20 protein-coding genes, 2 tRNA genes and 2 pseudogenes are annotated in these 22,320 nt (G+C 67.8%); 13 read left to right on the forward strand and 11 right to left on the reverse strand.

Annotation, left to right across the window (positions count from 1 at the left end; translation table 11 throughout):
- A pseudogene (locus AU185_RS25300) lies at nucleotides 1–379 on the forward strand (glycosyltransferase family 39 protein); the annotation flags it as partial.
- A gap of 3 nt (nucleotides 380–382) precedes the next feature.
- Here AU185_RS25300 and AU185_RS08525 read toward each other — a convergent pair.
- The 5 genes from AU185_RS08525 to selA all read right to left on the reverse strand — a co-directional run bounded on the left by AU185_RS08525 (nucleotide 383) and on the right by selA (nucleotide 5,684).
- Nucleotides 383–937, reverse strand: a complete 555-nt coding sequence (locus AU185_RS08525; RefSeq protein ID WP_059101219.1) for a hemerythrin domain-containing protein — start codon at nucleotides 935–937, stop codon at nucleotides 383–385.
- 66 nt (nucleotides 938–1,003) lie between these two features.
- Entirely contained in the window at nucleotides 1,004–2,347 is a 1,344-nt protein-coding gene (locus AU185_RS08530) for a permease prefix domain 1-containing protein (protein WP_059101490.1), read from the reverse strand.
- A complete protein-coding gene (locus AU185_RS08535; protein ID WP_059101218.1) occupies nucleotides 2,347–2,709 on the reverse strand; it encodes a PadR family transcriptional regulator in 363 nt (120 codons plus the stop codon). Before AU185_RS08535 ends, AU185_RS08530 begins: the two co-directional genes overlap by 1 nt.
- A 21-nt stretch (nucleotides 2,710–2,730) precedes the next feature.
- Entirely contained in the window at nucleotides 2,731–4,416 is a 1,686-nt protein-coding gene (locus AU185_RS08540; RefSeq protein ID WP_059101217.1) for a selenocysteine-specific translation elongation factor, read from the reverse strand.
- A complete protein-coding gene (gene selA / locus AU185_RS08545) occupies nucleotides 4,404–5,684 on the reverse strand; it encodes an L-seryl-tRNA(Sec) selenium transferase (RefSeq protein ID WP_059156959.1) in 1,281 nt (426 codons plus the stop codon). Before selA ends, AU185_RS08540 begins: the two co-directional genes overlap by 13 nt.
- 132 nt (nucleotides 5,685–5,816) lie before the next feature.
- On the opposite strand from selA, the gene AU185_RS08550 reads away from it, so the two are divergent.
- Complete coding sequence (locus AU185_RS08550; protein WP_059101489.1) at nucleotides 5,817–6,347, forward strand: DUF488 domain-containing protein; 531 nt, start codon at nucleotides 5,817–5,819, stop codon at nucleotides 6,345–6,347.
- A gap of 69 nt (nucleotides 6,348–6,416) precedes the next feature.
- Here AU185_RS08550 and AU185_RS08555 read toward each other — a convergent pair.
- A tRNA-Sec gene (locus AU185_RS08555) sits at nucleotides 6,417–6,511 on the reverse strand.
- Between the two features lie 30 nt (nucleotides 6,512–6,541).
- On the opposite strand from AU185_RS08555, the gene selD reads away from it, so the two are divergent.
- Complete coding sequence (gene selD / locus AU185_RS08560) at nucleotides 6,542–7,555, forward strand: selenide, water dikinase SelD (RefSeq protein WP_059156966.1); 1,014 nt, start codon at nucleotides 6,542–6,544, stop codon at nucleotides 7,553–7,555.
- Between the two features lie 323 nt (nucleotides 7,556–7,878).
- Here selD and stpK7 read toward each other — a convergent pair whose 3' ends face one another.
- Nucleotides 7,879–9,681 (reverse strand): serine/threonine protein kinase StpK7, encoded by a 1,803-nt coding sequence (gene stpK7, locus AU185_RS08565; RefSeq protein ID WP_059101215.1) that lies wholly within the window; start codon nucleotides 9,679–9,681, stop codon nucleotides 7,879–7,881.
- Between the two features lie 198 nt (nucleotides 9,682–9,879).
- On the opposite strand from stpK7, the gene AU185_RS08570 reads away from it, so the two are divergent.
- Entirely contained in the window at nucleotides 9,880–10,410 is a 531-nt protein-coding gene (locus AU185_RS08570; RefSeq protein WP_059101214.1) for a hypothetical protein, read from the forward strand.
- A gap of 5 nt (nucleotides 10,411–10,415) precedes the next feature.
- On the opposite strand, the gene AU185_RS08575 is transcribed toward AU185_RS08570, so the two are convergent.
- Entirely contained in the window at nucleotides 10,416–11,795 is a 1,380-nt protein-coding gene (locus tag AU185_RS08575; RefSeq protein ID WP_059101213.1) for a cytochrome P450, read from the reverse strand.
- Between the two features lie 118 nt (nucleotides 11,796–11,913).
- Here AU185_RS08575 and AU185_RS08580 point away from each other — a divergent pair, with 118 nt between their 5' ends.
- The 3 genes from AU185_RS08580 (at nucleotide 11,914) to AU185_RS08590 (ending at nucleotide 16,325) form a co-directional block, all read left to right on the forward strand.
- Nucleotides 11,914–14,289, forward strand: coding sequence for a lysylphosphatidylglycerol synthase transmembrane domain-containing protein (locus AU185_RS08580; RefSeq protein ID WP_059101212.1), 2,376 nt, complete (start codon nucleotides 11,914–11,916; stop codon nucleotides 14,287–14,289).
- Nucleotides 14,290–14,413: 124 nt separating this feature from the next.
- Nucleotides 14,414–15,358: a cyclopropane mycolic acid synthase family methyltransferase gene (locus AU185_RS08585; protein ID WP_059101211.1), complete on the forward strand. Its 945-nt coding sequence runs from the start codon at nucleotides 14,414–14,416 to the stop codon at nucleotides 15,356–15,358.
- Between the two features lie 85 nt (nucleotides 15,359–15,443).
- A complete protein-coding gene (locus AU185_RS08590) occupies nucleotides 15,444–16,325 on the forward strand; it encodes a cyclopropane mycolic acid synthase family methyltransferase (RefSeq protein ID WP_172800378.1) in 882 nt (293 codons plus the stop codon).
- On the opposite strand, the gene AU185_RS08595 is transcribed toward AU185_RS08590, so the two are convergent.
- On the reverse strand, nucleotides 16,319–17,569 hold the full coding sequence (locus AU185_RS08595) for a KasA/KasB family beta-ketoacyl-ACP synthase (protein ID WP_059101209.1): 1,251 nt from the start codon (nucleotides 17,567–17,569) through the stop codon (nucleotides 16,319–16,321). The two genes, AU185_RS08590 and AU185_RS08595, sit on opposite strands and share 7 nt — an antisense overlap.
- A gap of 90 nt (nucleotides 17,570–17,659) precedes the next feature.
- Here AU185_RS08595 and AU185_RS08600 point away from each other — a divergent pair, with 90 nt between their 5' ends.
- Nucleotides 17,660–18,046, forward strand: coding sequence for a DUF2237 family protein (locus AU185_RS08600; RefSeq protein WP_059101208.1), 387 nt, complete (start codon nucleotides 17,660–17,662; stop codon nucleotides 18,044–18,046).
- 46 nt (nucleotides 18,047–18,092) lie between these two features.
- On the forward strand, nucleotides 18,093–18,575 hold the full coding sequence (locus AU185_RS08605) for a hypothetical protein (RefSeq protein WP_059101207.1): 483 nt from the start codon (nucleotides 18,093–18,095) through the stop codon (nucleotides 18,573–18,575).
- 215 nt (nucleotides 18,576–18,790) lie between these two features.
- Here AU185_RS08605 and AU185_RS08610 read toward each other — a convergent pair whose 3' ends face one another.
- Nucleotides 18,791–19,645 carry a phytanoyl-CoA dioxygenase family protein gene (locus tag AU185_RS08610; RefSeq protein WP_059101206.1) on the reverse strand — a complete coding sequence of 285 codons (855 nt, stop codon included), beginning with the start codon at nucleotides 19,643–19,645 and terminating at the stop codon, nucleotides 18,791–18,793.
- Nucleotides 19,646–19,948: 303 nt separating this feature from the next.
- Between AU185_RS08610 and AU185_RS08615 the strand changes: the two genes are divergently transcribed.
- The 4 genes and pseudogenes from AU185_RS08615 to AU185_RS08625 all read left to right on the forward strand — a co-directional run bounded on the left by AU185_RS08615 (nucleotide 19,949) and on the right by AU185_RS08625 (nucleotide 21,312).
- On the forward strand, nucleotides 19,949–20,296 hold the full coding sequence (locus AU185_RS08615; RefSeq protein WP_059101205.1) for a hypothetical protein: 348 nt from the start codon (nucleotides 19,949–19,951) through the stop codon (nucleotides 20,294–20,296).
- Nucleotides 20,293–20,754 (forward strand): MerR family transcriptional regulator, encoded by a 462-nt coding sequence (locus AU185_RS08620; RefSeq protein WP_059101204.1) that lies wholly within the window; start codon nucleotides 20,293–20,295, stop codon nucleotides 20,752–20,754. Before AU185_RS08615 ends, AU185_RS08620 begins: the two co-directional genes overlap by 4 nt.
- Nucleotides 20,648–20,927 (forward strand): annotated as a pseudogene (locus AU185_RS25555) (YnfA family protein). The gene AU185_RS08620 and the pseudogene AU185_RS25555 overlap by 107 nt, the downstream one beginning before the upstream one ends.
- Nucleotides 20,917–21,312 (forward strand): SpoIIAA family protein, encoded by a 396-nt coding sequence (locus AU185_RS08625; protein WP_231740407.1) that lies wholly within the window; start codon nucleotides 20,917–20,919, stop codon nucleotides 21,310–21,312. Before AU185_RS25555 ends, AU185_RS08625 begins: the two are co-directional and overlap by 11 nt.
- Nucleotides 21,313–22,204: 892 nt before the next feature.
- Here AU185_RS08625 and AU185_RS25070 read toward each other — a convergent pair.
- A tRNA-OTHER gene (locus tag AU185_RS25070) sits at nucleotides 22,205–22,303 on the reverse strand.
- Nucleotides 22,304–22,320 lie beyond the last annotated feature (17 nt).

The raw sequence follows: 22,320 nt of genomic DNA on the forward strand, positions 1-22,320 counted from the left end.
CGCCGCGGGCGACTGTCTTCTGGTCAACGACACCGTGACGTTTCATCCCGCGCCGATGCGACCACTGATGGCCGCTCGCCCCGACGCTTTCCGCGGAGTGGTCGACGTCAGCCTGTGGCAGCGGGCTGTCGACACCCACGACGTGTTCGACACGAACCTCATCCCCGAGGCGTCGGTGGGCCCGCTCGAGCATTGCGCGACCGTCTGGATCATCACGCAAGCGGACCCGGGCGCCCCCAAACGCGAAGAGGGAGTGGCGATTCCGCCCGGCCCGCTGTTCGGCGGCACCCGCGCGTTCGCTGTCACCCACGACATGGGCTTCCGGCTGGTCGAGCGGTGGCAGTTCAGCCTGGTGCAGGTGATCCGGGCGCAGCGGTAGGCGTCAGGTGTTGCGCCCGCTGAGGGCGTCACGCACTCGGTCGACCAGGCCGGCCCCCGGTGCGAGGAGCTTGTTGGCCGGCGGATGATCGGGCGCCAGCGGGTGCGGCCGTGTCGGCGCCATTGCCTTGGCGCGCTGGAACTTCCCGCTCAGCTCGTGCAACTCCTCGGGCGCGCAGGAATCGCGGAGCTCGGCAAGCATGTCGTTCTCTTCGTCCTCGATGTGGTGGCGGATCTCGCCGATGAGTTTGCGGACCAGGTCGTCGTACTCGGGGTCGTCGCTGCCGGCCTTTTCGATCGCCTTCATGATCTCCTCGGCCTCGGCGTGCTCTTTCAGCTCGTGATCGGCGAGCTCGTCACCGTCGGGCAGCACGCTTCTGGCGGCCGGATAGAGGTACTGCTCCTCGGCGACGGCGTGCCGGACGATGCCGGCGATCACGTGCTCGACGAGATCGGGCTGGCTGTGCGGGTCGCCGCCGGTTTCGATCTCGGTGAAGACGCTTTCGAACTCGCGATGGTCGGTGATGATGTCGTCGACGATATTGCCGGTATCAGCCATGGTCACCCTCCTCGAGTGAGGCGGCTACCCGCGTGCTGGGCGGCCAAACCTATGCACCTGGAGTCGCTACGCGAATCCGAACACCGGCGGAATGACGAGAACGACCAGCGCCGCCCAGATTCCGAACGTGGGTAGGTACCGGGTCTGCCAGCGTTCCATGGTCGCGAAATCGCGCCGGCTGCGCAGGAAGCCGACGAGCAGGTATGCCGACCACGACAGGTTGACCAGCAGCACCAGGTTCAGGCCGAGCGCGGTCACCTTGTTCGGCGTGAAGCCGAATTCCGCTATCCGCGTGAGCATCGCGACCAACATCAGCACGTCGACCGCCAGCGCGCTGAGCACGAGCACGAGCTGCAGTCGGTCGAACAGGTCCGCCGGCGCCAATGGGTCCCGGGCGGAGATCGCGTACAGCAGCAGGCCGAGAACGAGAACCAGGATGAGGTCCATCAGGATCAACAGGTTCCGGTCGACGTCGACCAAGCTGCCCTCCGCGATGAACGACGCGAGCAGCACGAGCAGCATGATCGTGGTCAGCGGGGTGAACACCCGGGTGAGCACGGGCGCGATGTTCTCCACCACGTTCTGCTTGGCCTCGACGAGCCATGCGGCGACGAGGATCCCGCCCGCCACGCCGATCGGCACGATCCAGTCCTCGATGGCCCATTCGACATCGGTGCCGAGCGCCTCGAACGCGCCGACCGTCAGCGCCATCAGCACGCCGGCGCCGAGGGCGAGCAGGGTCAGGTACACCACCCACTCGCCGGTGAACCGGATGAAATCCATTCTCCGCCGGTCGGATCGCCACTTTCCGCCGACGTAGGCGAAGCCGACGGCGAACCACAACGCGATGGGCGCGTGGATCGTGGCGATCACCGCAGTCGCGCCATCCGGATCGAACGGGTACACGTTGAGCACGACGGCCGCCACGACGAACGGCAGCGTCAGCGCCGCGACCAGGCGCAAGCTCAGCCGGCGCTTCCAGACGAAATAGCCGATCGGGAACGGAAGCACGAAAAGACCGGCATTGCGGGCGAACACCTCGTCGGTGAGCACGGCCGATCCGACCTTGAGCGCCACTGCCCCGCCGAGCGCGAGCGCGAAGACGACGAACAGCTCGCTTCGCCGCTGTCGCCCATCGGCACCCGGTTCGGCCGTCAAGATCAATTGCTTCCACAGCCGGTCGGAATGCTCCTGCGCGAACTCGCGGGAGATGCTGTGCACGTTGCCCATGCGCTTCACCGCGACCAGGAACGCCTCGTCGCTCATCAGGCCGGCGGAGGACAGGTCGGCGATCTGGTTGCGCAGGTGGTCTTCCATCTCGTCGGCGTCGGCGGCCGAGATCGCCCGATGCCGCTCGACGTAACCGCGCCACTGGCCGATCTGCGATTCCAATGCGGCGTCGGAGTCCATCACGCCCATCCTTGCGCCGTCGGAGGAGGTAGCGGGACGCTGCGCCATACCTGGTCGAGCATGCCTGCCACCGTCTCCCACTGAGTTCGCCGCTCGGCGAGCATCTTTCGACCGGCGTCGGTGATCGCGTAATGCTTACGGCGACGCCCGCTGTCGGAGACGCCCCACGACGCCGTCACATATCCCAGGCGCTCGAGCCGATGCAGCAGCGGATACAGCATTCCGTCCGTCCATTGGATCCGTCCGCCGGACAGCTCCTGCACGCGCTTCAAGATGGCGTATCCGTAGGACTCACCGTCGGCGAGGATGCCCAGCACAAGCGGCGTCGCCGAGGCCGCCACCAGATCCTTGTCGATATACATAGCGCCGCTAGCCTAGCAGTTCTAGGTATAGCGCGTGCCATCTTCGTTGCGGCGAGTGACCTCGAGCGCGTCGAGCCTTTCCAGGAGCGGCACCGCGACCCGGCGGGTGGTGTTCATCGCGCGCTTGGCGTCGGCGACGGTGAACGGCTGCGGCAATGCGTTGAGAACCGCTGCGGCACGGTCGAATACGTCCGGGCCGAGCACCACACCGTCGGCGATCTTGGTCAACCGCTTCGCGCGGATCGCCGCCGCGAGTTCGCGCGGTCCCAGCTCGAGGTCGGCCAGCTCGTCGGCCTCCGGCGCGCGGAACGGCTCGGCGGCCAGCCACTCCTCCACCGTCCGCACCGCCTTCTCGACGCGCGCCGGCAGCCCCGCACCGGGCCGGCGCACCACCCCGTCGACGGCCTGCAAGTCCGTGCCCGCCAGCAGGGCGGGCAGCAGTTCGCCGGCAGGCAGACCCGCCTGCTGCCGCAGCGCCTCCAACGGCATGCCCGCCGCGACGTCGTGTTCGGCGGACCACCGTGCGACGGCCGTCATCATCTGTTGCCGCCGCTGCGCCCACCAGCCGTCGTCGACGACCCACTCGCCCACCCACGTGCCGCCGGTGTCAAAACCCATGGCGCGCAACTCGTCAACGCGGGCACACGGCGGCCGGCGCACGCGTCCGGTCGCCAGCTCCTCGCCCCGTTCGCGGGCCGCGCCGCGACGCCGCAACGCCGGCGGCCACACGTCGAGCACCTCGATACCCGCGGCGATGCGGTGCTCACCGGGGTCGCGCAACAGTCCGATGTCGCCGACCCGCAACGGCAGCGGCCGCGCGAACCGCAGCCGGGCGCCCGCCGTGCCGAGCGGCCGAACGCGCACCGGCACCGCCGCCGACCCGATGTGCAGCACCAGCTGCGGGTGCAGTCGGTGCGATTCACTGGGTTCCCTCAGCAGCACGTCGATCTCGGCGGTGTCGAGCCACGCACCCGGGGTCCGGACGGTGTCGCCGCGGCCGATGTGCCGGCGGTCGACACCGCGCAGGTTCACCGCGACGCGCGCGACGGCGCCGACCTCCGAGCGGTCCTGGCCAAGCGACTGCAGGCCGCGGACCGTGACCCGTCGTCCGGTGTGCTCGAGTTCGGCGCCGACGCGCAACGTGCCTGCCGCCAACGTCCCGGTCACCACCGTGCCCGCGCCCCGGACGGTGAACGAGCGGTCCACCCAGAGCCGCACGTCGGCGTCGCGGTCGGGAAGAGGCAGCCCGTCGACAAGCGAAACAAGATGTGTGCGAACAGCATTCAGATCAGTGCCGAGAACGATCGGCGCATCGGGCAGCCGCTCGCGCACCTGCGCGATCGCGCTGGCGGGATCGGCAAGGTCGGCCTTGCTGATCACCACCAGCAGGTGCCGAACCCCGAGCGCTCGCAGCGCGTCGAGATGCTCGTCGGACTGCGGCATCCACCCCTCGGTCGCGGCGACGACGAACACGATCGCCGGCACGGGCCCGACACCGGCGAGCATGTTCGCGACGAACCGCTCGTGGCCGGGCACGTCGACGAACGCGATCTCCCGCCCGTCGAGCGTCGTCCAGGCGAACCCCAAGTCGATGGTCAGCCCGCGGCGCCGCTCCTCGGCCAGCCGGTCCGGCCACATGCCCGTGAGCCGTTCGACGAGCGTGGACTTGCCGTGATCGACGTGGCCCGCGGTGGCTACGACGTACACGCCAGCACCGCCTCGGCCAGCACGCCGTCGTCATCGGCGGCGACGGTGCGCAGGTCGAGCAGGCAGCGGCCGGCTTCGAGCCGGCCGACCACCGCGGGCGTCCCGGTGCGCAGCGGCGCGGCGTAGGACTCGGGCAGGCTGACCGCGGCGCTCGGCAGCGAGACGTCGGGAGCGCCGCCACCGCCGACCGCGGCGATGCACTCGACCGCCTCCGCGCCGGGCAGTTGCGCGGCAAGCTGCTGCGCCCGCGCCCTTAGGTCGGCGATGTCGGCGTCCAGCGCTTGCGCGACCGGTGTCGGCGGGCCGGCCAGCGTGGCCTCCAACGCGGCGAGGGTCAGCTTGTCGACGCGCAGCGCCCGCGCCGCCGGGTGTCGTCGCAGCCGTTCGATGAGCTCGGCGTCGCCGAACAGCAGACCGGCCTGCGGCCCGCCGAGCAGCTTGTCCCCGCTCGCGGTGACGAGGTCGGCGCCGTCGCGCAGCATCGTGGTCGCGTCGGGCTCGTCGGGCAGCAGCGGATGCGGGGTGAGCAGGCCCGAACCGACGTCGGCGACCAGCGGCACATCCAAACCGGCAAGCTCGCGAGTGCCGACCGTCGACGTAAACCCGGTAACCGAGTAGTTCGACGGGTGCACCTTGAGGACGAAGCCAGTGTCGGCCCCGAGCGCGTCCGCGTAATCACGCAGGTGGGTGCGGTTCGTGGTGCCGACCTCGCGGATGCGCGAACCGGTCGACTCCAGCAGCTCGGGCAGCCGGAAGCCGTCGCCGATCTCGATGAGCTCGCCGCGGCTGACGACGATCTCCTTGCCCGGCGCCAGCGTCATCGCGGCGAGCAGCAGCGCGGCGGCGTTGTTATTGACCACGTGCACGCCGTCCGCGGCGGGGACCGCTCGGGCCAGCGCGGTGAGCGCGCCGCGACCGCGTCGGGCCCGGCGACCGGTCTGGAGGTCGAACTCGACGTCGGTGGCGCCGCTCGCGGTGACGATCGCGTCGACCGCGGCCTGCGACAGCGGCGCCCGTCCGAGGTTGGTGTGCACGACGACGCCGGTCGCGTTGATCACCGGACGCAGTGTGGCCGCACTCGTCGGCAGTGCCGCGACCGCGTCGTCGGCGACCCGCTCCGGCGCGATCTCACCGGATCGCGCACGCTGTTGCGATTGTGCGACAACGGTTTTCACCAACGTACGGCCGAGCACCCGCGACGCCTCGGCGAGGCGCGGATCGGCGAGCAGGACGTCGGTGCGCGGCACGCGCCGGCGGGGGTCGGTCATCGGGCCACCCGGCGATTTCGGTGTAGTTGGTTGCGCTGACCGCAACTGTGTACACCGAAATCGCAAACGCATGCGCGCCGAACTCGCATGAGGCCATCATGGCCCATGGCCGCGATCGGGTACACCGATCACATGTTGACGTCGGTGGGACACGGCGCGCTGGACAGATCAGCGCTCACGCAGTTGCTGAAGGGGGCGGGCATCGAAGCGCTCGTCGACATCCGCCGCTACCCGAACAGCAGGCACAACCCCGACGTGGAGACGTCCGCGATCGCCGCGTGGACCCGGGAGGCGGGGCTGGACTACCGCTGGGAGCAGCGGCTAGGTGGGCGCCGGAGCCTGCCCGCCGGAACCGAGACCGAGGACCCGTGGTGGCGGGTCAAGCAGTTCGCCGCCTACGCCGCCTACACCCGCACCGACGAATTCACCGACGCGCTGGGCGACCTCGTCGAGCAGTCGAAACGGCAGCACACCGCGATGATGTGCAGCGAGTCGGTGTGGTGGCGCTGTCACCGGCGAATCGTCGCCGACGTGGCGGTGCTGAGGCTTTCGGTGCCGGTCGGGCACCTCATGCACGACGGCCGGGTGGTTGCGCACGCGCCGTCGGAGGGCGCGCGGATCCGCGACGACGGGCTGGTGGTGTGGGACGCGGACCCGGGCTGAGCGAGCGCGATTCGGGTGTAGTTGGTCGCGGTGAGCGCGACCGGCTACACCGAAATCACCGAGGGACCGTGGCGGAGGCGGACGGGAATCGAACCCGCCAGCGACAGAATCTGCCGCTCAGCGATTTTGAAGACCGCGCCGGTCACCAGACCGGATACGCCTCCCTGACCCACCGCCCGATCATGCCAGGCAGCATGGAGGCCGTGACCGAGCAGACGACCTACCGGCTGACCCAGTACGCGCACGGCGGCGGCTGCGCATGCAAGATCCCGCCCGGCGAACTCGAGGACGTCGTGCGCGGGTTGACCCACGCCGCGCCGCGGGATCCGGTCGGCGAGTTGCTCGTCGGGCTCGACGACGGCGACGACGCGGCGGCGGTGCGCATCGACGACGGGGTCGCGCTGATCGCGACGACGGACTTCTTCACCCCGGTGGTCGACGACGCCTATGACTGGGGGCGGATCGCGGCGGCCAACGCGCTGTCGGATGTGTACGCGATGGGTGGACGGCCGGTCGTCGCGGTGAACCTGCTCGGCTGGCCGCGCGACGTGCTGCCGTTCGAGTTGGCCGCAGAGGTGTTACGCGGCGGCATGGACATGTGCGTGGCCGCGGGCTGTCATCTGGCCGGCGGGCACAGCGTGGACGATCCGGAGCCGAAGTACGGTTTGGCCGTCACGGGTATCGCGGATCCGAATCGGTTGCTGCGCAATGACGCCGGTAAGGCGGGGCTGCCGCTGTCGTTGACGAAGCCGCTGGGCGTCGGGGTGCTCAACAGCCGGCACAAGAACACCGGCGAGACGTTCCCCGCGGCCGTCGAGGTGATGACGGCGCTGAACGCCGACGCCGCACAGGCAGCCGTCGCGGCCGGTATCGAATGCGCAACCGACGTAACGGGTTTCGGGCTGCTGGGCCATCTGCACAAGCTGGCCCGCGCCAGCGGCGTCACCGCGGTGATCGACAGCACCGCGGTGCCCTACCTCGACGGCGCGCGGGATGCGTTGGCGGCCGGCTATGTCAGCGGCGGCACCCGGCGCAACCTCGACTGGGTCGCCCCGCACGTCGACCTGACAGCGGTCGACGAGGACGAGGCGCTGCTGCTGGCGGACGCGCAGACGTCGGGCGGTCTGCTGATCGCCGGTGAGATCCCGGGTGCGCCGGTCATCGGTGAACTGGTGCTGCGTGGACAGCACTCGATCGTGGTGCGCTGACTGGCTTTACCGACCCAGTCAGCCGAACTTCATGCGGGGCGTGTGGTTGCCGACGGATCCCGGTCGGGGCGATCGGAGAACTCGGGGTTGGTCACGGGTTCGGCGGAATCGTCCTGACTGGAGACGAATTCAGGTTTCTGGGGATGGGAGAACAGGTCGTACGACTGCATGCAGCAAGTCCTTCGTTACGTTCCGCGGCGGACGATGTCGAACGTGTCGCGCGGTGTCGAATCGCAGGCTCATCGGCTTTCGAAGGGATTCGATGGCTGCTAACCGGAGAAGGTCTGCTTCCAGGCTACACCCGGCGGTGCGGATGCCGATGCTCAGCGGGTGGCCCCGTTGATCTGCGGCGTGGAGATCATCCCCTTCTCGACACCCCACATGAGCGCGATCGTGCGGTACTCGCCGGTGGAGATCAGGTGGACGAGCGCCTGGCGCAGCGACTCGGCCAGCCCCGAGCCCTTGGCCACCGGCCAGCCGTAGAGCGCAGAGTTGAACACGTCACCGGCGGCTTCCAAGGCCCCGCCCGAGGTCTTGATCGCGAACCCCGTCACCGGGGAATCCGCGGCCATGGCGTCGACCTCGCCGTTGATCAGCGCCGCGTTGAGATCGTCCTGGGTGACGTAGACGACCTTGTCGATCGGCGCCGACCCGGCCGCGACGCAGTCCGCGCTCTTGGCCGGGATCTCCTCCGTCTCCTGCAGCGACGCGTACGAGACGCCGATTCGCAGCCCGCACGCGTCGGCCGGGGTGAGTCCGGACCCGGCGCGCTGCGCCCACAGCGTGCCCGCCCGGAAGTAGGTGACGAAGTCGACCGACTCCTCGCGCTCCTTGGTGTCGGTGAACGACGACATGCCCACGTTGAAGTCGCCGGCGCGCACCGACGGCAGTATCGCCTCGAACGCGGTTTCGCGGTATTCCGGCACCAAGCCCAACGTCCGCGCGACCGCGTTCATCAGGTCGACGTCGAAGCCGACGATCTGCCCGGTGGCGTCCTTGAATTCGTTTGGCGCATAAGGGGTGTTGACGCCGATGACGAGCCGGCCCGTCGACCGGATCTCCTCGGGCACGGTCGACGCGATCGCTTCTACGGCGCCGGGCGCGGCGGTCGGCGTCGCCGTCGTGGCTTCGACGCCGGCCGGTTTCGTGTCGTTGCGATCGGCGCCGCCGCGCCACTGCAGCACGCCGAAGGTGCCCAGCGCCGCCACCAGCACCACCGACCCGGCCACCGCCAGCACCCGCCGCGACACCCGGGGCTTGCGCGCCGGCGCCCGTCGGGCCTGGTGTCGGCCGCTGCCCGCGGTGCGCACCGGGGCGTTGAGCGCCCGGCGCGCGGCCTCGGCCAGGTCACCCGCCTTCTGGTAGCGCTTGGCCGGTTTCTTGGCCATGCCCTTGGCGTTCACCTCGTCGAAGGCCGCCAACCGCGGGTCGACCGCCGACGGTTTGGGCACCTCCTTGGTCATGTGGCCGGCGATCTGCTGCTCGAGGCTGTCGGCCGGATAGGGCCGCACACCGGTGAGGCATTCGTAGAGCACGCAGGCCAGCGCATAGATGTCGGCGGTCGCATCGACCGGCTTGCCCTCGAAGCGCTCAGGGGCCATGTACGCCATCGTCCCCAGCGTGCTGCCGGCGGTCGTCAGGCCCTTCTCACCTGCGGTGCGCGCCAACCCGAAGTCGATGAGGTAGACGAAGTCGCGCTCGGTGATGAGAATGTTCGACGGCTTGATGTCGCGGTGGATCAGGCCCGCCGAGTGTGCGGCGTCCAGCGCCGTGGCGACCTGCTCGACGACCTTGACCGCCAGCGCCGTGTCGATCGCCTTACCGGTGTCGGTGAGGACCGTGCCGAGGTTGCTGCCCTCGATGAGCCGCATGTCGAGGTAGAGCCGGCCGTCGATCTCGCCGAAACCGTGAATCGGCACCACATGGGGGTCGTTGAGCCCGGCGGCGGCCTGCGATTCGCGTCGGAAGCGCTGTTGGAACGTCTCGTCGGCGGCCATGCTGGGCGGCAACACCTTCAGCGCGACGATGCGATCGGTTCTGGTGTCGTAGGCGCGGTAGACCTCGCCCATTCCTCCGCGGCCGATCAGCTGCTGCAGCTGGTAATGCCCGAATGGCGTCGCATCCACCGTCTCTATTAGCCCCTCGACAGCGGCCAACCCCGCATCGTGTGTCGATTGAAGCTACCTCATGTTTGCCAGCGACGCTGAGCAAACGACGCTGCCGCTGATCGACGGCTCGGGCCGGCGGGCGGACACGCTGCTGCCGGGCGCGCTCGCGGAAAAAGACGATGTTTGAGGATTGACGCTGGTGGTAAAAGCACCGGCATGTTGATCAACGTGACGAAGTTTTCACCGCTCTTCGTGGCGGGCGCGGCCGCAGCCGCGATCGCTGCCGCGCCCGTAGGCTTCGCTTCGCCGTCGTTCCTTCCGACCGGTGGCTTGTCGGGCTGTGTCGACCCTGACGGCACGAGCTGCGCGGCCCCCGCACCTGCGCCGGCTCCCGCACCAGCGCCGGCTCCCGCCCCTGCGCCCGCTCCGATGCCCGGTGCCTGGGTCCCGCCGCCTCCGCCGCCTCCGCCCGGCGCGCCCGCTGTGGCCGGCGCCGTTCCGGGTGGACCGGGCGGCGTGGCCGGACCCGAGGGCGCGGCCGGCGCCATCCCCGGCGGACCGGGCGGCGTGGCCGGACCCGAGGGTGCCGCCGGCACCATTCCCGGCGGACCGGGCGGCGTGGCCGGACCCGAGGGCGCGGCAGGCGCGATTCCCGGCGGCCCCTCCGGCGCGGCCGGACCGCAGGGCGCCGCAGGCTGCATTCCCGGCGTCGGTTGCGGCGGCGTGCCCGCCACCGACATCCCCTGAGCGGCTTACGTAGCCGATGACGTGTCGGCGGTGGCGGGTCGGGATTCACCTTGACCCGCCGTCGTCGGCCCGGCAATCTTCCTCGCCGCCACGGTGATTCGCGCGCCACGGTGCGGCGTCATGATCACGTGCTTGAGCTTCTGCCGCTCGCCCGCCGCGCTGGTCGTCGCCAACTCGACGCGCCGCAGCACCTCGCGCAGCACCACGCGCATCTCCACCATCGCGAATCCCGCACCCAGACAACGCCGATTGCCGCCACCGAACGGCAGCCACGTGGTCGGGCTCAGCGTCACGCCGATCATCCGGTCCGGATCGAAGCGGTCGGGTTCGGGGTAGATGTCGGCGTTGTCGTGCACCAGCGAGATGCTCGGCACCACCATAACGCCTGCGGGCAGCCGGTACCCGCCGATGTCCACCGGCTCGGTCAGCGTCCGGCCCACGTCGGGCACCACCGGACGGATCCGCAGCGTCTCCTTGGCGATCGCGTCGAGGTACTCCTCATCGCCGGATTCCGCCGCGCGCACCGCCTTTGCGAGCACATCCGGGTGGCGGGTCAACCGCTCCAGCGCCCACGACAGCCCGGTCGCGGTCGTGTCGTGGCCGGCCACCAGCAGCGTCATCAGCTGATCGCGCAATTCCCGGTCACTCATGCCGGCCCCCTCGTCGACACCGGACCGCACCAGCATCGCCAGCGCGTCGGTGCGGTCGGCGAGGTGCGGATCGGCACGGCGGTCGGCGATCTCCGCATACAGCAGCCGGTCGGCCTCGGCCATGTTGTGGCGCAACCGCTTCCACAACCGGTGGTTCAGCAGCTTCGGCTTGGCGATCGCGAGCGACGCCCACGGCCCCACGCTCAACAGCCGCGGCATCACCTCCCGTAGCGCCGCCAACCGCTCCGGGTCGCTGGCGCCGATCACCGTCCGCAGGATCACCTCGAGCGTGATCTCCGACATCTTCGGCGCCGCCGCGAACGGCTTACCCACCGGCCAGCCGGCGATGTTCTCCGCGGCGATCTCGGCCATCACATCCGCCTGACGCGCGACGGCGTCGCGGTGGAACGGCGCCATCATCAGCCGGCGGCGCTCGCGGTGCACGTCCTCGTCGATCACCAACACCGAGCTGTCCCCGAGCAGGCCGGAAAGCATCGAATTCGCCTCGCCCGCATGGTAGATACATGGGTCACCGGCGAACACGGTCTTGATGTCGGCCGGGTCGCCGAGGTAGACCATCGGGCCGACCATGGAGTTGGCCAGCGTGAAGACCTTGCCGTAGCGGCGCTGGCACATCGACACGATCGGCGTCCACCACCGCATCATCAGCAACAGCAACGCGAACGACGGGAGCCGAGGCCCCGGCGGCAGTGCCGACTCCTTTGTTGGACTCATGCCTAATAGAGTACGTCCGCAACGCGCTCGACGGAATGGCTCCTCGGCACTGGACACGGGCTAAGTTGTCGGCGGGTCGCTACCGACGTGGCCCCCAACCGGAGAAGATCGTTGACTCATGCGCGTTGACGGGCGGGACATCACCGTCTCGGGCAGCCTGCTGCAGCCACTGACGAGGCGGACCAACGACATCGTCCGCGTCGTGCTCGCCGCGCTGTTCCTCGCGGTCGTCGTCACCAGCTCGCTGATCACCCGCAACGAGTGGGTCGCGCTGGAACGCTCGATCTCCGAGATCGTCGCCGTGTTGACCCCGACCCAGGCGGACCTGGTCTACCTCGTCTACGGCATCGCGATCGTCGCGCTGCCGTTCGTGATCCTCGTCGGCCTGATCCTGTCGCGGCAGTGGAAACTGCTCGGCGCCTACGCCGCGGCCGCCGCCATCGCAGGGTTGGCGTTGTCGATCAGCGGCTTCGGACTCACGGCGCCGCGGTGGCACTTCGATCTGTCCGGCCGACTCGACACGTTCTCCTCACAGTTCGTCGACGACCCCCGCTGGATCGCGATGCTCGCCGCGGTGCTCACCGTGTCGGGGCCGTGGCTGCCGACCCGCTGGCGGCGCTGGTGGTGGGCGCTGCTGCTGGCGTTCGTGCCGATTCACCTGATGATCAGCGCGGTGGTGCCGGCCCGCTCGCTGCTCGGGCTGGCCGTCGGCTGGCTGATCGGGGCGCTGGTCGTGCTCGTCGTGGGCACGCCCGGGCTGGAGGTGCCGCTCGACGGCGCCGTGCGGGCGATGGCCCGCCGCGGGTGCGTCGTTTCCAGCATCCAGGTGGTGCGGCCGGCCGGCGCCGGCCCGCTGCTGCTCAACGCCACCTGCGAGGAGCAGCAGTCGACGGCGGTGATGGAGCTGTACGGCCCACACCAGCGCGGCGGCGGTGTGCTGCTGCAGCTGTGGCGCAAGGTGCGGCTGCGCGACCGCGAGACCGCGCCGCTGCATGCGTCGATGCGCCGCCTCGTCGAACACCGCGCGCTGATGGCCATCGCGATCGGCGAGCTCAAGATCGCGAACACCTCGACGATCGCTGTCGCCGCGCTCGACCGGGGCTGGACGCTGTACGCGCACACCCCACCGCGCGGGATACCGATCAACGAGTGCGTCGAGTCGATACCCGTCGGGCGCGTGTGGGAATCGCTGCGCGAACTGCACGACTGCCAGATCTCGCACGGCGACCTGCGCAGCAGCGAGATCACCGTCGACGAAGACACCGTGTTGTTCGGCGGGTTCGACTACGCCGAGTACGGCGCCACCGACGCCCAGCTGCGCACCGACATCGCTCAGCTGCTGGTGACGACGACGCACCTTTACGACGCGAGTTCGGCGGTGCGCGCGGCGATCGACGCGTTCGGCAAGGACACCGTGCTGACCGCGTCGCGACGGTTGACCTCGGCCGCGATGTCGCCGGGCATCCGCCATTCCGTCGAAGACGCCAAGGCGGTGATCTCCGCCGCGCGCGATGAGGTGAAGCGCCAGACCCGCGTCGACGAGATTCGCACCGAGACCGTCACCCGGTTCACCCGCAGCCAGGTGATCCAGTTGGTGCTGCTCGCCGCGCTGGTCTACGTCGCCTATCCGTTCATCAGTTCGGTGCCGACGTTCATCACCGAACTGCGCACCGCGAACTGGTGGTGGGCGCTGCTGGGCCTGACCGCGTCGAGCCTGACGTATCTCGGTGCGGCGGCGGCACTTTGGGCGTGCGCGGACGGACTGGTGAACCTACGTGGTCTGGTCGTCATGCAGGTGGCGAACAAGTTCGCGGCCACGACGACGCCCGCGGGAGTCGGGGGGCTGGCGCTGTCGGCCCGGTATCTACAGAAGGGCGGCGTCAGCCCGATGCGCGCCACCACCGCCGTCGCCCTGCAGCAGTCAGTCCAGGTGATCACCCACCTCGGGCTGCTCATCTTCTTCTCCACCGCCGCGGGCGTATCGGCCGACCTGTCCCGCTTCGTCCCGAACGCGACGCTGCTGTACCTGATCGGCGGTGTGCTGCTCGGGCTGATCGGCACGTTCCTGTTGGTGCCGAAACTGCGCCACTGGCTGGCGACGGCGGTGCGGCCGCGACTGCAGGAGATGATCGGCCACCTCGTCGCGCTGGCCCGCGAGCCCCGGCGGCTGGCGGTGATCATGGCGGGGTGCGCGGCGACCACCCTCGGCAACGCGTTCGCGCTGTGGGCGGCGATCGAGGCGTTCGGCGGCGACACCTCGTTCGTCACCGTCACCGTCGTGACGATGATCGGCGGCACGCTGGCCTCGGCGGCGCCGACGCCCGGCGGTATCGGCGCGGTCGAAGCGGCGCTGATCGGCGGATTGGCCGCATTCGGCATGCCCGCCGCGGTGGCCGTGCCGTCGGTTCTGCTCTACCGGGTGCTGACGATCTGGCTGCCGGTGTTCGCCGGCTGGCAGGTGATGCGCTGGATGACCAGAAACGGGAAAATTTAGCCTGGTGTCGAGCGTCCTCCACTGCCCGACGGACCGAGCAGTGGAGGTAATGTCGACACATCGTGTCGAACAGCCTGCGCGATAGTTGGCCAGTCGATCCCTCAATTGCATCTAAGGGCGGACCGTGACAGGAACATCAGGAACAAAGCAAAGCTCGGCACCACAGGCACAGTCGAAGTGGCTGTCGAAATCCGCATCGGAAACCCGCGGCTCGGACAAGGACGAAGTCCAGTTCCACTACGACATCTCCAATGACTTCTTCAAGCTGTGGCAGGACCCGACCCAGACCTACAGCTGCGCCTACTTCGAGCGCGACGATTACACGCTCGAGCAGGCCCAGCGGGCCAAAGTCGACCTGTCCCTCAGCAAGCTCGGCCTGCAGCCGGGCATGACGCTGCTCGACATCGGCTGTGGGTGGGGCTCGACGATCGCGCGTGCGGTGGAGAAGTACGACGTCAACGTCATCGGCCTGACGCTCTCGGAGAACCAGAAGCAGCACATCGAGGACTACTGGTTTCCCAAGCTCAAGAGCGACCGGAAGATGGAAGTCCGGCTGCAGCCGTGGGAGGAATTCGAGGGCAAGGTCGACCGGATCGTGTCGATCGGCGCGTTCGAGCACTTCGGCTTCAACAAGTACGACGACTACTTCAAGAAGACGTTCAGCTGGCTGCCCGACGACGGCGTGATGATGCTACACACGATCATCATTCCCGAGGATGAGGAGATCAAGGCCAAGGGCCTGCCGCTGACCATGTCCCGCGTGAGATTCATCAAGTTCATCATGGACGAGATCTACCCCGGTGGACGTTTGCCACTGGCGTCGATGGTGCGGGAACACGCAAACAAGGCCGGCTACACGGTCACCCGCGAACAGCACCTGCAGCCGCACTACGTCAAGACGCTCGATACCTGGGCAGCGAACCTGGAGGCCAAAAAGGACGAGGCGATCGCGATCACCTCGGAGCAGATCTACGAGCGCTTCCGCAAATACCTGACCGGTTGTGCAGACCTTTTCCGCGAGGGCTACACCGACGTCGCTCAGTTCACGTGTGAGAAGGCGGCTGCTTAGCCCATTTACGAAAAGTGCGATATATAAGTTGGTCGTTACGCGGTCGTCGGGGTCACGTAACACCCGCATAGGAGGCCAATCGAAGATGTCGGATAGTTCGGGGACGACGATGAAGGTGGCGTACGAGGACGTTCAAGCGCACTACGACATCTCGAACGATTTCTTCGGTCTCTTCCAGGATCCGACACGGACCTACAGCTGTGCGTTCTACGAGCGTGACGACATGACGCTCGAAGAGGCGCAGATCGCCAAGATCGATCGCGCGCTTCGCAAGCTCGACCTCCAGCCGGGGATGACGCTGCTCGACGTCGGCTGCGGCTGGGGCTCGGTGATGAAGCGCGCGATCGAGACCTACGACGTCAACGTCGTCGGGCTGACGCTCAGCCGCAATCAACGTGCGCTCGGCCAGGAGATCCTCGACGCGGTCGAGACGGACCGCTCGCGGCGGGTGCTGCTCAAGGGCTGGGAGGAGTTCGACGAGCCGGTCGACCGCATCGTCTCCATCGAGGCGTTCGAGGCGTGGCCCAAGTCGAAGTACAAGGCGTTCTTCGACACGTGCTACCGGCTGATGCCCGCCGACGGCCGGATGGTGCTGCAGACGATCATGGGACACCCGCTCAAGCGCTGGCCCGAGATGGGGATTCCGATCGTGATGTCGGACTTGAAGTTCATGCGGTTCATCGCCAAGGAGATCTTCCCCGGCGGCGCGGTGCCGTGCGACGAGGACGTCTACGAGTACGCGGGCAACGCGGGTTTTTCCGTCGAGGAACTCGACACGATGACCCCGCACTACGTCCGCACGCTCGACACCTGGGCGGAGAAACTGGAGGCCGCCAAGGACCAGGCGATCGCGGTGACGTCGCAGGAGGTCTACGACCGGTACATGAAGTACCTCGTCGGGTGCTCGGACTTCTTCCAGCGCAACGTCAGCTACGTCGGGCAGTTCACGCTCACGAAGGCTCAGTAAGCGCCGAACGCAAGCGACACGTTGTCGCCGCCGAGGCCGAACGAGTTGCTGATCGCGTAGCGGTAGTCGCCGCTGCGGGCGTTGTCGGCGACGACATCAAGGTCGATCTCGGGGTCTGGTTCTTTCAGGTTGAGCGTGGGCGGGATGACCCCGTCGCGCAGCGCCTGGACCGTCAGCACCGCCTCGATGGCGCCGGCGGAACCCAGAGAGTGCCCCAGGGCCGCCTTCGGTGCATAGACCGCCGGGGCGTGGTCACCGAACGCGTTACGGATGGCGCGGGCTTCGGCCAGATCACCGAAAACGGTCCCGGTGGCGTGCGCGTTGATGTGGTCGATGTCCGTCGGTGTCAGTCCGGCCAACTCGATCGCCCGGGTGATCGCGTCACCGGCCCGCAGGCCGTCGGGGTCGGGCTTGACGATGTCGTAGCCGTCGGAGGTGATGCTTGCGCCCATCAGCCGGGCCAGCGGTTGCGCCCCCCGCGCCTTGGCGTGCTGCTCGGTTTCGATGAGCATCAGCGCGCCGCCTTCGCCGAACACCATGCCGTCGCGGTGCTTGTCGAACGGGCGACAGGCGCCGGCCGGGTCGTCGTTACTGGTCGACAGCAGCTCTTGCATGCAGAACGCCGCGACCGGCACTGCCTCGATGTGGGTCTCGACGCCCCCGCAAATCACCATGTCGGCCTCACCGAGGACGAGCTGTCGCCACGCCAGGGCGATGGCCGCGGCACCCGAGGCGTCGGCCATCACCGGTGATATCACGCCCGCCTTCGCCTGTCGGTCCAATCCGACGGCGGCGGCCGCGCCGTTGGGCATGTACATCTGAATCGTCAGCGGAGAGACAGCGCGCAGGCCCTTCTGCCGCCACAGGTCGTGCTGGAGCGGAATCTCTTCCGTGCTGCCCAACGCCAGCCCGACCGACACCGACAACCGTCGGGTGTCGACCTCGGGCTCGCCCGCGGCCGCCCAGAGCCTGCGGCTCAGGACGGTGGACATCTTCTGCATGTACGACGTCCGGCGCCGCTCCACCCGCCCGAGCTGTTCGTCGAGATCCTCCAGAATGGCCCCGCCGATGCGCACGGGCGAGTCGAACTCCTCGATGAACCACTTGTCGAGGGGCCGGATGCCGCTTCGGCCCTCCTGGAGTTGCTGCCAGGTGTCCTCGGCGTCGGCCGCCAGCGAGGTGGTCGAGACGACAGCGGTCACCACGACGTCGGGGAATGCGTCGCCAGTCTTGAGCGCGGCCATGCCGGATGCTCCTCTGTCCGTTCACACGCCAGCTGAATATGTTGAGGTATCACTGAATACCTTAAGACCCCAGCGGAACTTGGACGACTTGTGGTTGAACTCAATGTGCTCGGCGAGCCGCTGCAGCCGTGCGGCACCGACCCGATGACCGGTTTCTACCGCGACGGCTGCTGCTCGACCGGTCCGGAGGACCTCGGCAGCCACACGATCTGCGCCGTGGTGACCGCCGACTTCCTGCGCCATCAACGCTCGATCGGCAACGACCTGTCCACACCGCGTCCGGAGTACCGCTTTCCCGGTCTGCAACCGGGCGACCGCTGGTGCGTCACCGCGGTGAACTGGTTGAAGGCCCATCAGGACGGCTTCGCCGCGCCGGTGGTGCTGGCGTCGACGCACGAGCGCACGCTCGAGGTGGTCCCGCTGGAGGCGCTGCGGGAGTACGCGGTCGACGTGCCCGACGACCTCGGGTCGTTGTAGCGCCGTTCCGGCGGCGGCCGCACGCGACCCGGAATACCGTGAGCGGATGGCAGAACAATCGCAGGCGGTGACGATCTCGCATCCGCCTGCCGCGGTGCTGCGGGCTGTCAATCCGGTGATCGGCCGGTTGTTGCGCAGTCCGCTGGCGGGGTCGTTACGCAAGCAGATGATGGTCGTCAACGTCACCGGGCGGAAGTCGGGTCGAAGGTACTCGATTCCGGTGAGCGCGCACCGGATCGACGGCGACCTTTACGCATTGACCAGCGCGCCGTGGAAGAACAACTTCCACGACGGGGCGATCGCCGATGTGCTGGTCGATGGCCGGATGACGACGATGCGCGGTGAGCTGATCACGGATCCTGGCGCCGTCGCCGACCTCTCGCACCGGTGCGCGCAGTCCTACGGCGCAAAGCGGGCGCAGACCATGATGGGGTTGAAGTTCCGCGACAACGGGATTCCGACCGTGGAGGAGTTCACCGAACTGGTGCGCCGGGAGCGCTACGTCGCGGTGCGGTTCGTGCCGGCCTGACGTCCTGGCGTCCCGGCGTCCTGGCGTGCTGGCCTTAGGGCGTCCTGGCGTCCTAGCGTCGAAATTGCACTGAGGGTCGTGAATAGCGGCGCGCAACAGCCCTACGCGCAATTTCGAGCCTAGGAGGCGGCAGGCGGGCGTCGGCTATCCAGTGCTTAACCACCAAATGGGTTGCGGCGCAAGGGTGATGCCGATTGTCGGGATGCCTCCCGCGGCTACGGCTGGTCGAGCAGACGCTGCGGGTGCAAGCCGTCGACGGCGCCGACGAACGGCGGATGGATGCTGTAGCCGATCATGCGGCGAATGTCGGCGGAGACCGTACGGGCGATGTCGCGAGGGACTGAAAGGGTGAAGGCCTCCATCGGTCGCAGCCATGGCTGGCAGTACTGGGCGGTGACGGCAAGCCGCGCTTGGGCGGTGGTGTTGGCGCCGCCGCCATGCCAGAGGGTGCCGACGAAGAGGACGCAGGAGCCGGCCGGCATGACGACGGGGAGCGCGGGGTCGTCTGGCCCGGGCCGACGCTTGCCCCAGCGGTTGCTGCCCGGGTAGAGCACCGTGGCGCCGTTGTCGGCGGTGAAGTCGTCGATCGCCCAGATCGTGGCGGCGGCCAAGGGCGGTCGCGGTCGCGGGATCGGGTAGAACCCGTCGTCGTGGTGAGCGAGCTGGGCCGACTCTCCGGGTTGAATGTTGATGGCCTGCAGTGCCGACAGCAGATAGTTGGCCATCAGGAGCCGGTCGAGGACCGCCAGCACCCGCGGATGATCGACCAGCCGGTCGCATGCCCGCGTCCTGCTCAGCACGCTGTAGACGCGTTGGGTGCGCCGTCCCTCGAACGAATTGCGGCCGGGATGTGCGAGGTACGGTCCGACGGCGTCGCGGATCTGCTGACACTCGTCGGCGCTGAGCAGGTTCTTCCAGATGACGTAGCCGTCGTTGTCGAGGGCCGCCATGTCGGCGTCGACGATCGCGGGGTCGACCGAGGCGCCGCTGCTGGGCGTCCACTTGTATCGGTGCGCCAAGTCGCCCCGGAGGTCCTCGAGCGTGGTGTCGGGCTCGTCGTCGATGCTCATCAGCCCCTCTTCCTGGCCGGCACACGTTCGACCGGCCTATACGGAACAGTGGACCTCGGTTGGCCGCTGGTCAAGCGTCCACCGTCTGGTGCGGTTAGGGCATCCGGGATGCCGCAATCGGCTGACTGTGTTGGCGTTGGCTGATCGGAGTGTGGGGTTCGGGGCGCAGTCGAGATCGACGGTCGGCTGTCGGATTTGCGGGACGGCGTCGCCAGGCGTTTGGTGTGTTCTCTCATGTCGTAAATTGCCTGGTGTGAGCTGAGGGTTGCATTCCGTACCTGGGTACGGATTTATCGTCGGTGTATGGCAATCGGTGAGACATCGGGCTGGGTCCCTGAGTCGTGCTCGTTACCGACGCTTGAGCGGCCGCTGCGGGTCGCGGAGTTCGACCGATTGTTCGGCGAATCGGTGCTGCAATCGACGCGGGTGAGTAGCACTCGGTTGGATCTAGTACTGGCCGCTGAATGTGAGCCCACAGCGCGTGATCTGGCCGCCAGAGAGCTCGGCTGCTGTTCCTTCTTCGGCTTCGAGTTCGACTGGACTGGTTCGGATCTGGTGATGCACATCGGAGTTCCGGACTCGCGGACCGAGGTGTTGGATGCACTGGAGGTGCGGATATGCGCCGTTACCGGGAGCGGTGAGTTGCGGTGAGCGAGGCGGGGTTGCGCAGTGGCCAAGTTGCTGCGGCCGCTGGGGTAAATGTCGAGACGCTGCGCTATTACGAGCGGCGCGGCCTGCTTCATGAGCCGCAGCGGAAATTGGGCGGGCACCGGTTATATCCGCCCGAAACGGTGACGACGACGAGGGTGATCAAAGCCGCACAGCGTCTGGGCTTCACCCTGGAAGAGGTCGGTGACCTGTTGGACGCGAGCCGGCTCGCTGGCCGCTCGGACATTGGGTTGAACGCCCGCGCTGGGATCAAGTTGGCCGAGGTCGACCAAAAGCTGGCCGAGCTGAACGCGGTGCGCGACACGCTGCGCGCGGCACTCGCTGCAGGGTGCGATGACCTTCTGGCTTGCGTCGAGAGCCCCTGTTGCCCTTTACCTTTCACCACAGACGATGATCAAGCCGAGGCGAGCGGGGATGTTGCGAACAGTGGGCACGTTTGAGCCTGATGCACATTTCGGCAGTGTCTTGGCCGCCTATGGTGGCGTGTTCATCGCCGGCTCGCTGGCATGGGGATGGCCCTGGATGGATTTGGGCCCGATCGTGAGATGTCGTCGGCGCCTTGGTGTGCCTGGCCGGTGTGGCGGTGATCATGAGTGCACCACGTGGGCACTGACTGGCTGGAAAGGCGCAGCGTGATCGAGTTCCTGCCCCAGCCTACGGGGGATGTTGTTGGTATAAGGGTTGGCGGAAAGTTGAGCCGACTCGACTACCGTGACGTGCTCGCACCGCGCATCGAGTCCTTGCTGGCGCGCTTCGACACGCTGAGAGTGCTGGTCTTCATGGACGAGTCCTTTGAGGGCTGGAGCGTCGCTGCGGCATGGGGCAACACGATTTTCGATCTCAAGCATCGCCAAGACTTCGACAAGATCGCGATAGTGGGCGCGCCGAGATGGGAGGCATGGTGCGTGAAAATTCCTGCGACGTTGCTGATGAAGGGCGACCTGCGAACCTTCCGTCGCGATCAACTCGACGATGCATGGGAATGGCTGCGTGCATGAGCGCAACGGGGCTACTGGCTACGTCACTGCGAGCAGCGCTTTGCCCGGCAGTACCGCATGACGTCGTCGTTCGGCCCTATGGTGGCCTGCCGCCGAATGCCGGGCTCGGTGGCGGCATCGCAGAATTCCGGCCGTCCAATGAATGACACCGATGCAGGGCGGGTACGCAAATGATCAGCGCGTTTGGGCTTGAGCAGGAATCGCCCCAGAGGCTGAATCGTATAGAGACGATATGTTGCCCGACTCCGGCGCTCTGAACAGTTCACCCCGATCGAGGAAGGATCATGGCTTTTCGATTGAACCCGGGTCGAGTCGTTCCCGCAGTCTTGTTCGTCGGTGTGCTCGCCGGTGCCCCCGCTGCCGTGGCGGGGCAACAGGGCCTCGCGACCATGCAGCCTGCCGCACAAAGTGATTGCCCGAACGCGCCGACACACGGTATCTGGTCCACCAACTGTCTGCCGAGTGTCGATGTCCCGCCCGAGCACGTCGACCTCCGTGGACCGAACCAGCTGCCGACGCTGGATGGAATTCCGTGTTCGCCCGGCGAGTGCATCGGCCGCGCTCAGACTCTGCCCTGACAGCGCGAGGATGCGTCACGCTGGCGAGCGGACGTCACCTGCTGGCATCTTGGCGACGCCACCGTGGAGATCCTCAACCTGCTCGCTGACCACTGCTGACTCGCCTTGGCGAGCCGACGACTCTCGACTCGCCGTGGCGAGCAACGCCCGACCCACCCAGACCGGCCGCGACGCCGTCGATCCTTCCTGCGGGCTTTCCCCGGACCCCACCAGGGACTACCAACCCCGAAACGTCCCCACCGGCCGCCCAAAGAAAAAGCCCGAACCCTAAAACGTGGGTTCGGACTATTCCGATGTCGTGAGACATCACAGAGTGGCAGGTGCAGGATTCGAACCTGCGTAGGCGTAAGCCGACGGATTTACAGTCCGAGAAACCCTGTTTCACCGCGTACGGGCGTGACCGCGATCCTGCCGTGAACTGCGCAAAGTG

It is taken from the genome of Mycobacterium sp. GA-0227b (genome assembly GCF_001499855.1).
Taxonomy (GTDB): Bacteria; Actinomycetota; Actinomycetes; order Mycobacteriales; family Mycobacteriaceae; genus Mycobacterium.

Bases quoted from the DNA above. Each gene is read 5' to 3' on its own strand.
- AU185_RS08525 (WP_059101219.1), bottom strand. From the start codon at position 937: ATGGCTGATACCGGCAATATCGTCGACGACATCATCACCGACCATCGC.
- AU185_RS08530 (WP_059101490.1), bottom strand. From the start codon at position 2,347: ATGGACTCCGACGCCGCATTGGAATCGCAGATCGGCCAGTGGCGCGGT.
- AU185_RS08535 (WP_059101218.1), bottom strand. From the start codon at position 2,709: ATGTATATCGACAAGGATCTGGTGGCGGCCTCGGCGACGCCGCTTGTG.
- selA (WP_059156959.1), bottom strand. From the start codon at position 5,684: ATGACCGACCCCCGCCGGCGCGTGCCGCGCACCGACGTCCTGCTCGCC.
- AU185_RS08550 (WP_059101489.1), top strand. From the start codon at position 5,817: ATGTTGACGTCGGTGGGACACGGCGCGCTGGACAGATCAGCGCTCACG.
- selD (WP_059156966.1), top strand. From the start codon at position 6,542: ATGGAGGCCGTGACCGAGCAGACGACCTACCGGCTGACCCAGTACGCG.
- AU185_RS08570 (WP_059101214.1), top strand. From the start codon at position 9,880: ATGTTGATCAACGTGACGAAGTTTTCACCGCTCTTCGTGGCGGGCGCG.
- AU185_RS08575 (WP_059101213.1), bottom strand. From the start codon at position 11,795: ATGAGTCCAACAAAGGAGTCGGCACTGCCGCCGGGGCCTCGGCTCCCG.
- AU185_RS08580 (WP_059101212.1), top strand. From the start codon at position 11,914: ATGCGCGTTGACGGGCGGGACATCACCGTCTCGGGCAGCCTGCTGCAG.
- AU185_RS08590 (WP_172800378.1), top strand. From the start codon at position 15,444: ATGTCGGATAGTTCGGGGACGACGATGAAGGTGGCGTACGAGGACGTT.
- AU185_RS08595 (WP_059101209.1), bottom strand. From the start codon at position 17,569: ATGGCCGCGCTCAAGACTGGCGACGCATTCCCCGACGTCGTGGTGACC.
- AU185_RS08605 (WP_059101207.1), top strand. From the start codon at position 18,093: ATGGCAGAACAATCGCAGGCGGTGACGATCTCGCATCCGCCTGCCGCG.
- AU185_RS08610 (WP_059101206.1), bottom strand. From the start codon at position 19,645: ATGAGCATCGACGACGAGCCCGACACCACGCTCGAGGACCTCCGGGGC.
- AU185_RS08615 (WP_059101205.1), top strand. From the start codon at position 19,949: ATGGCAATCGGTGAGACATCGGGCTGGGTCCCTGAGTCGTGCTCGTTA.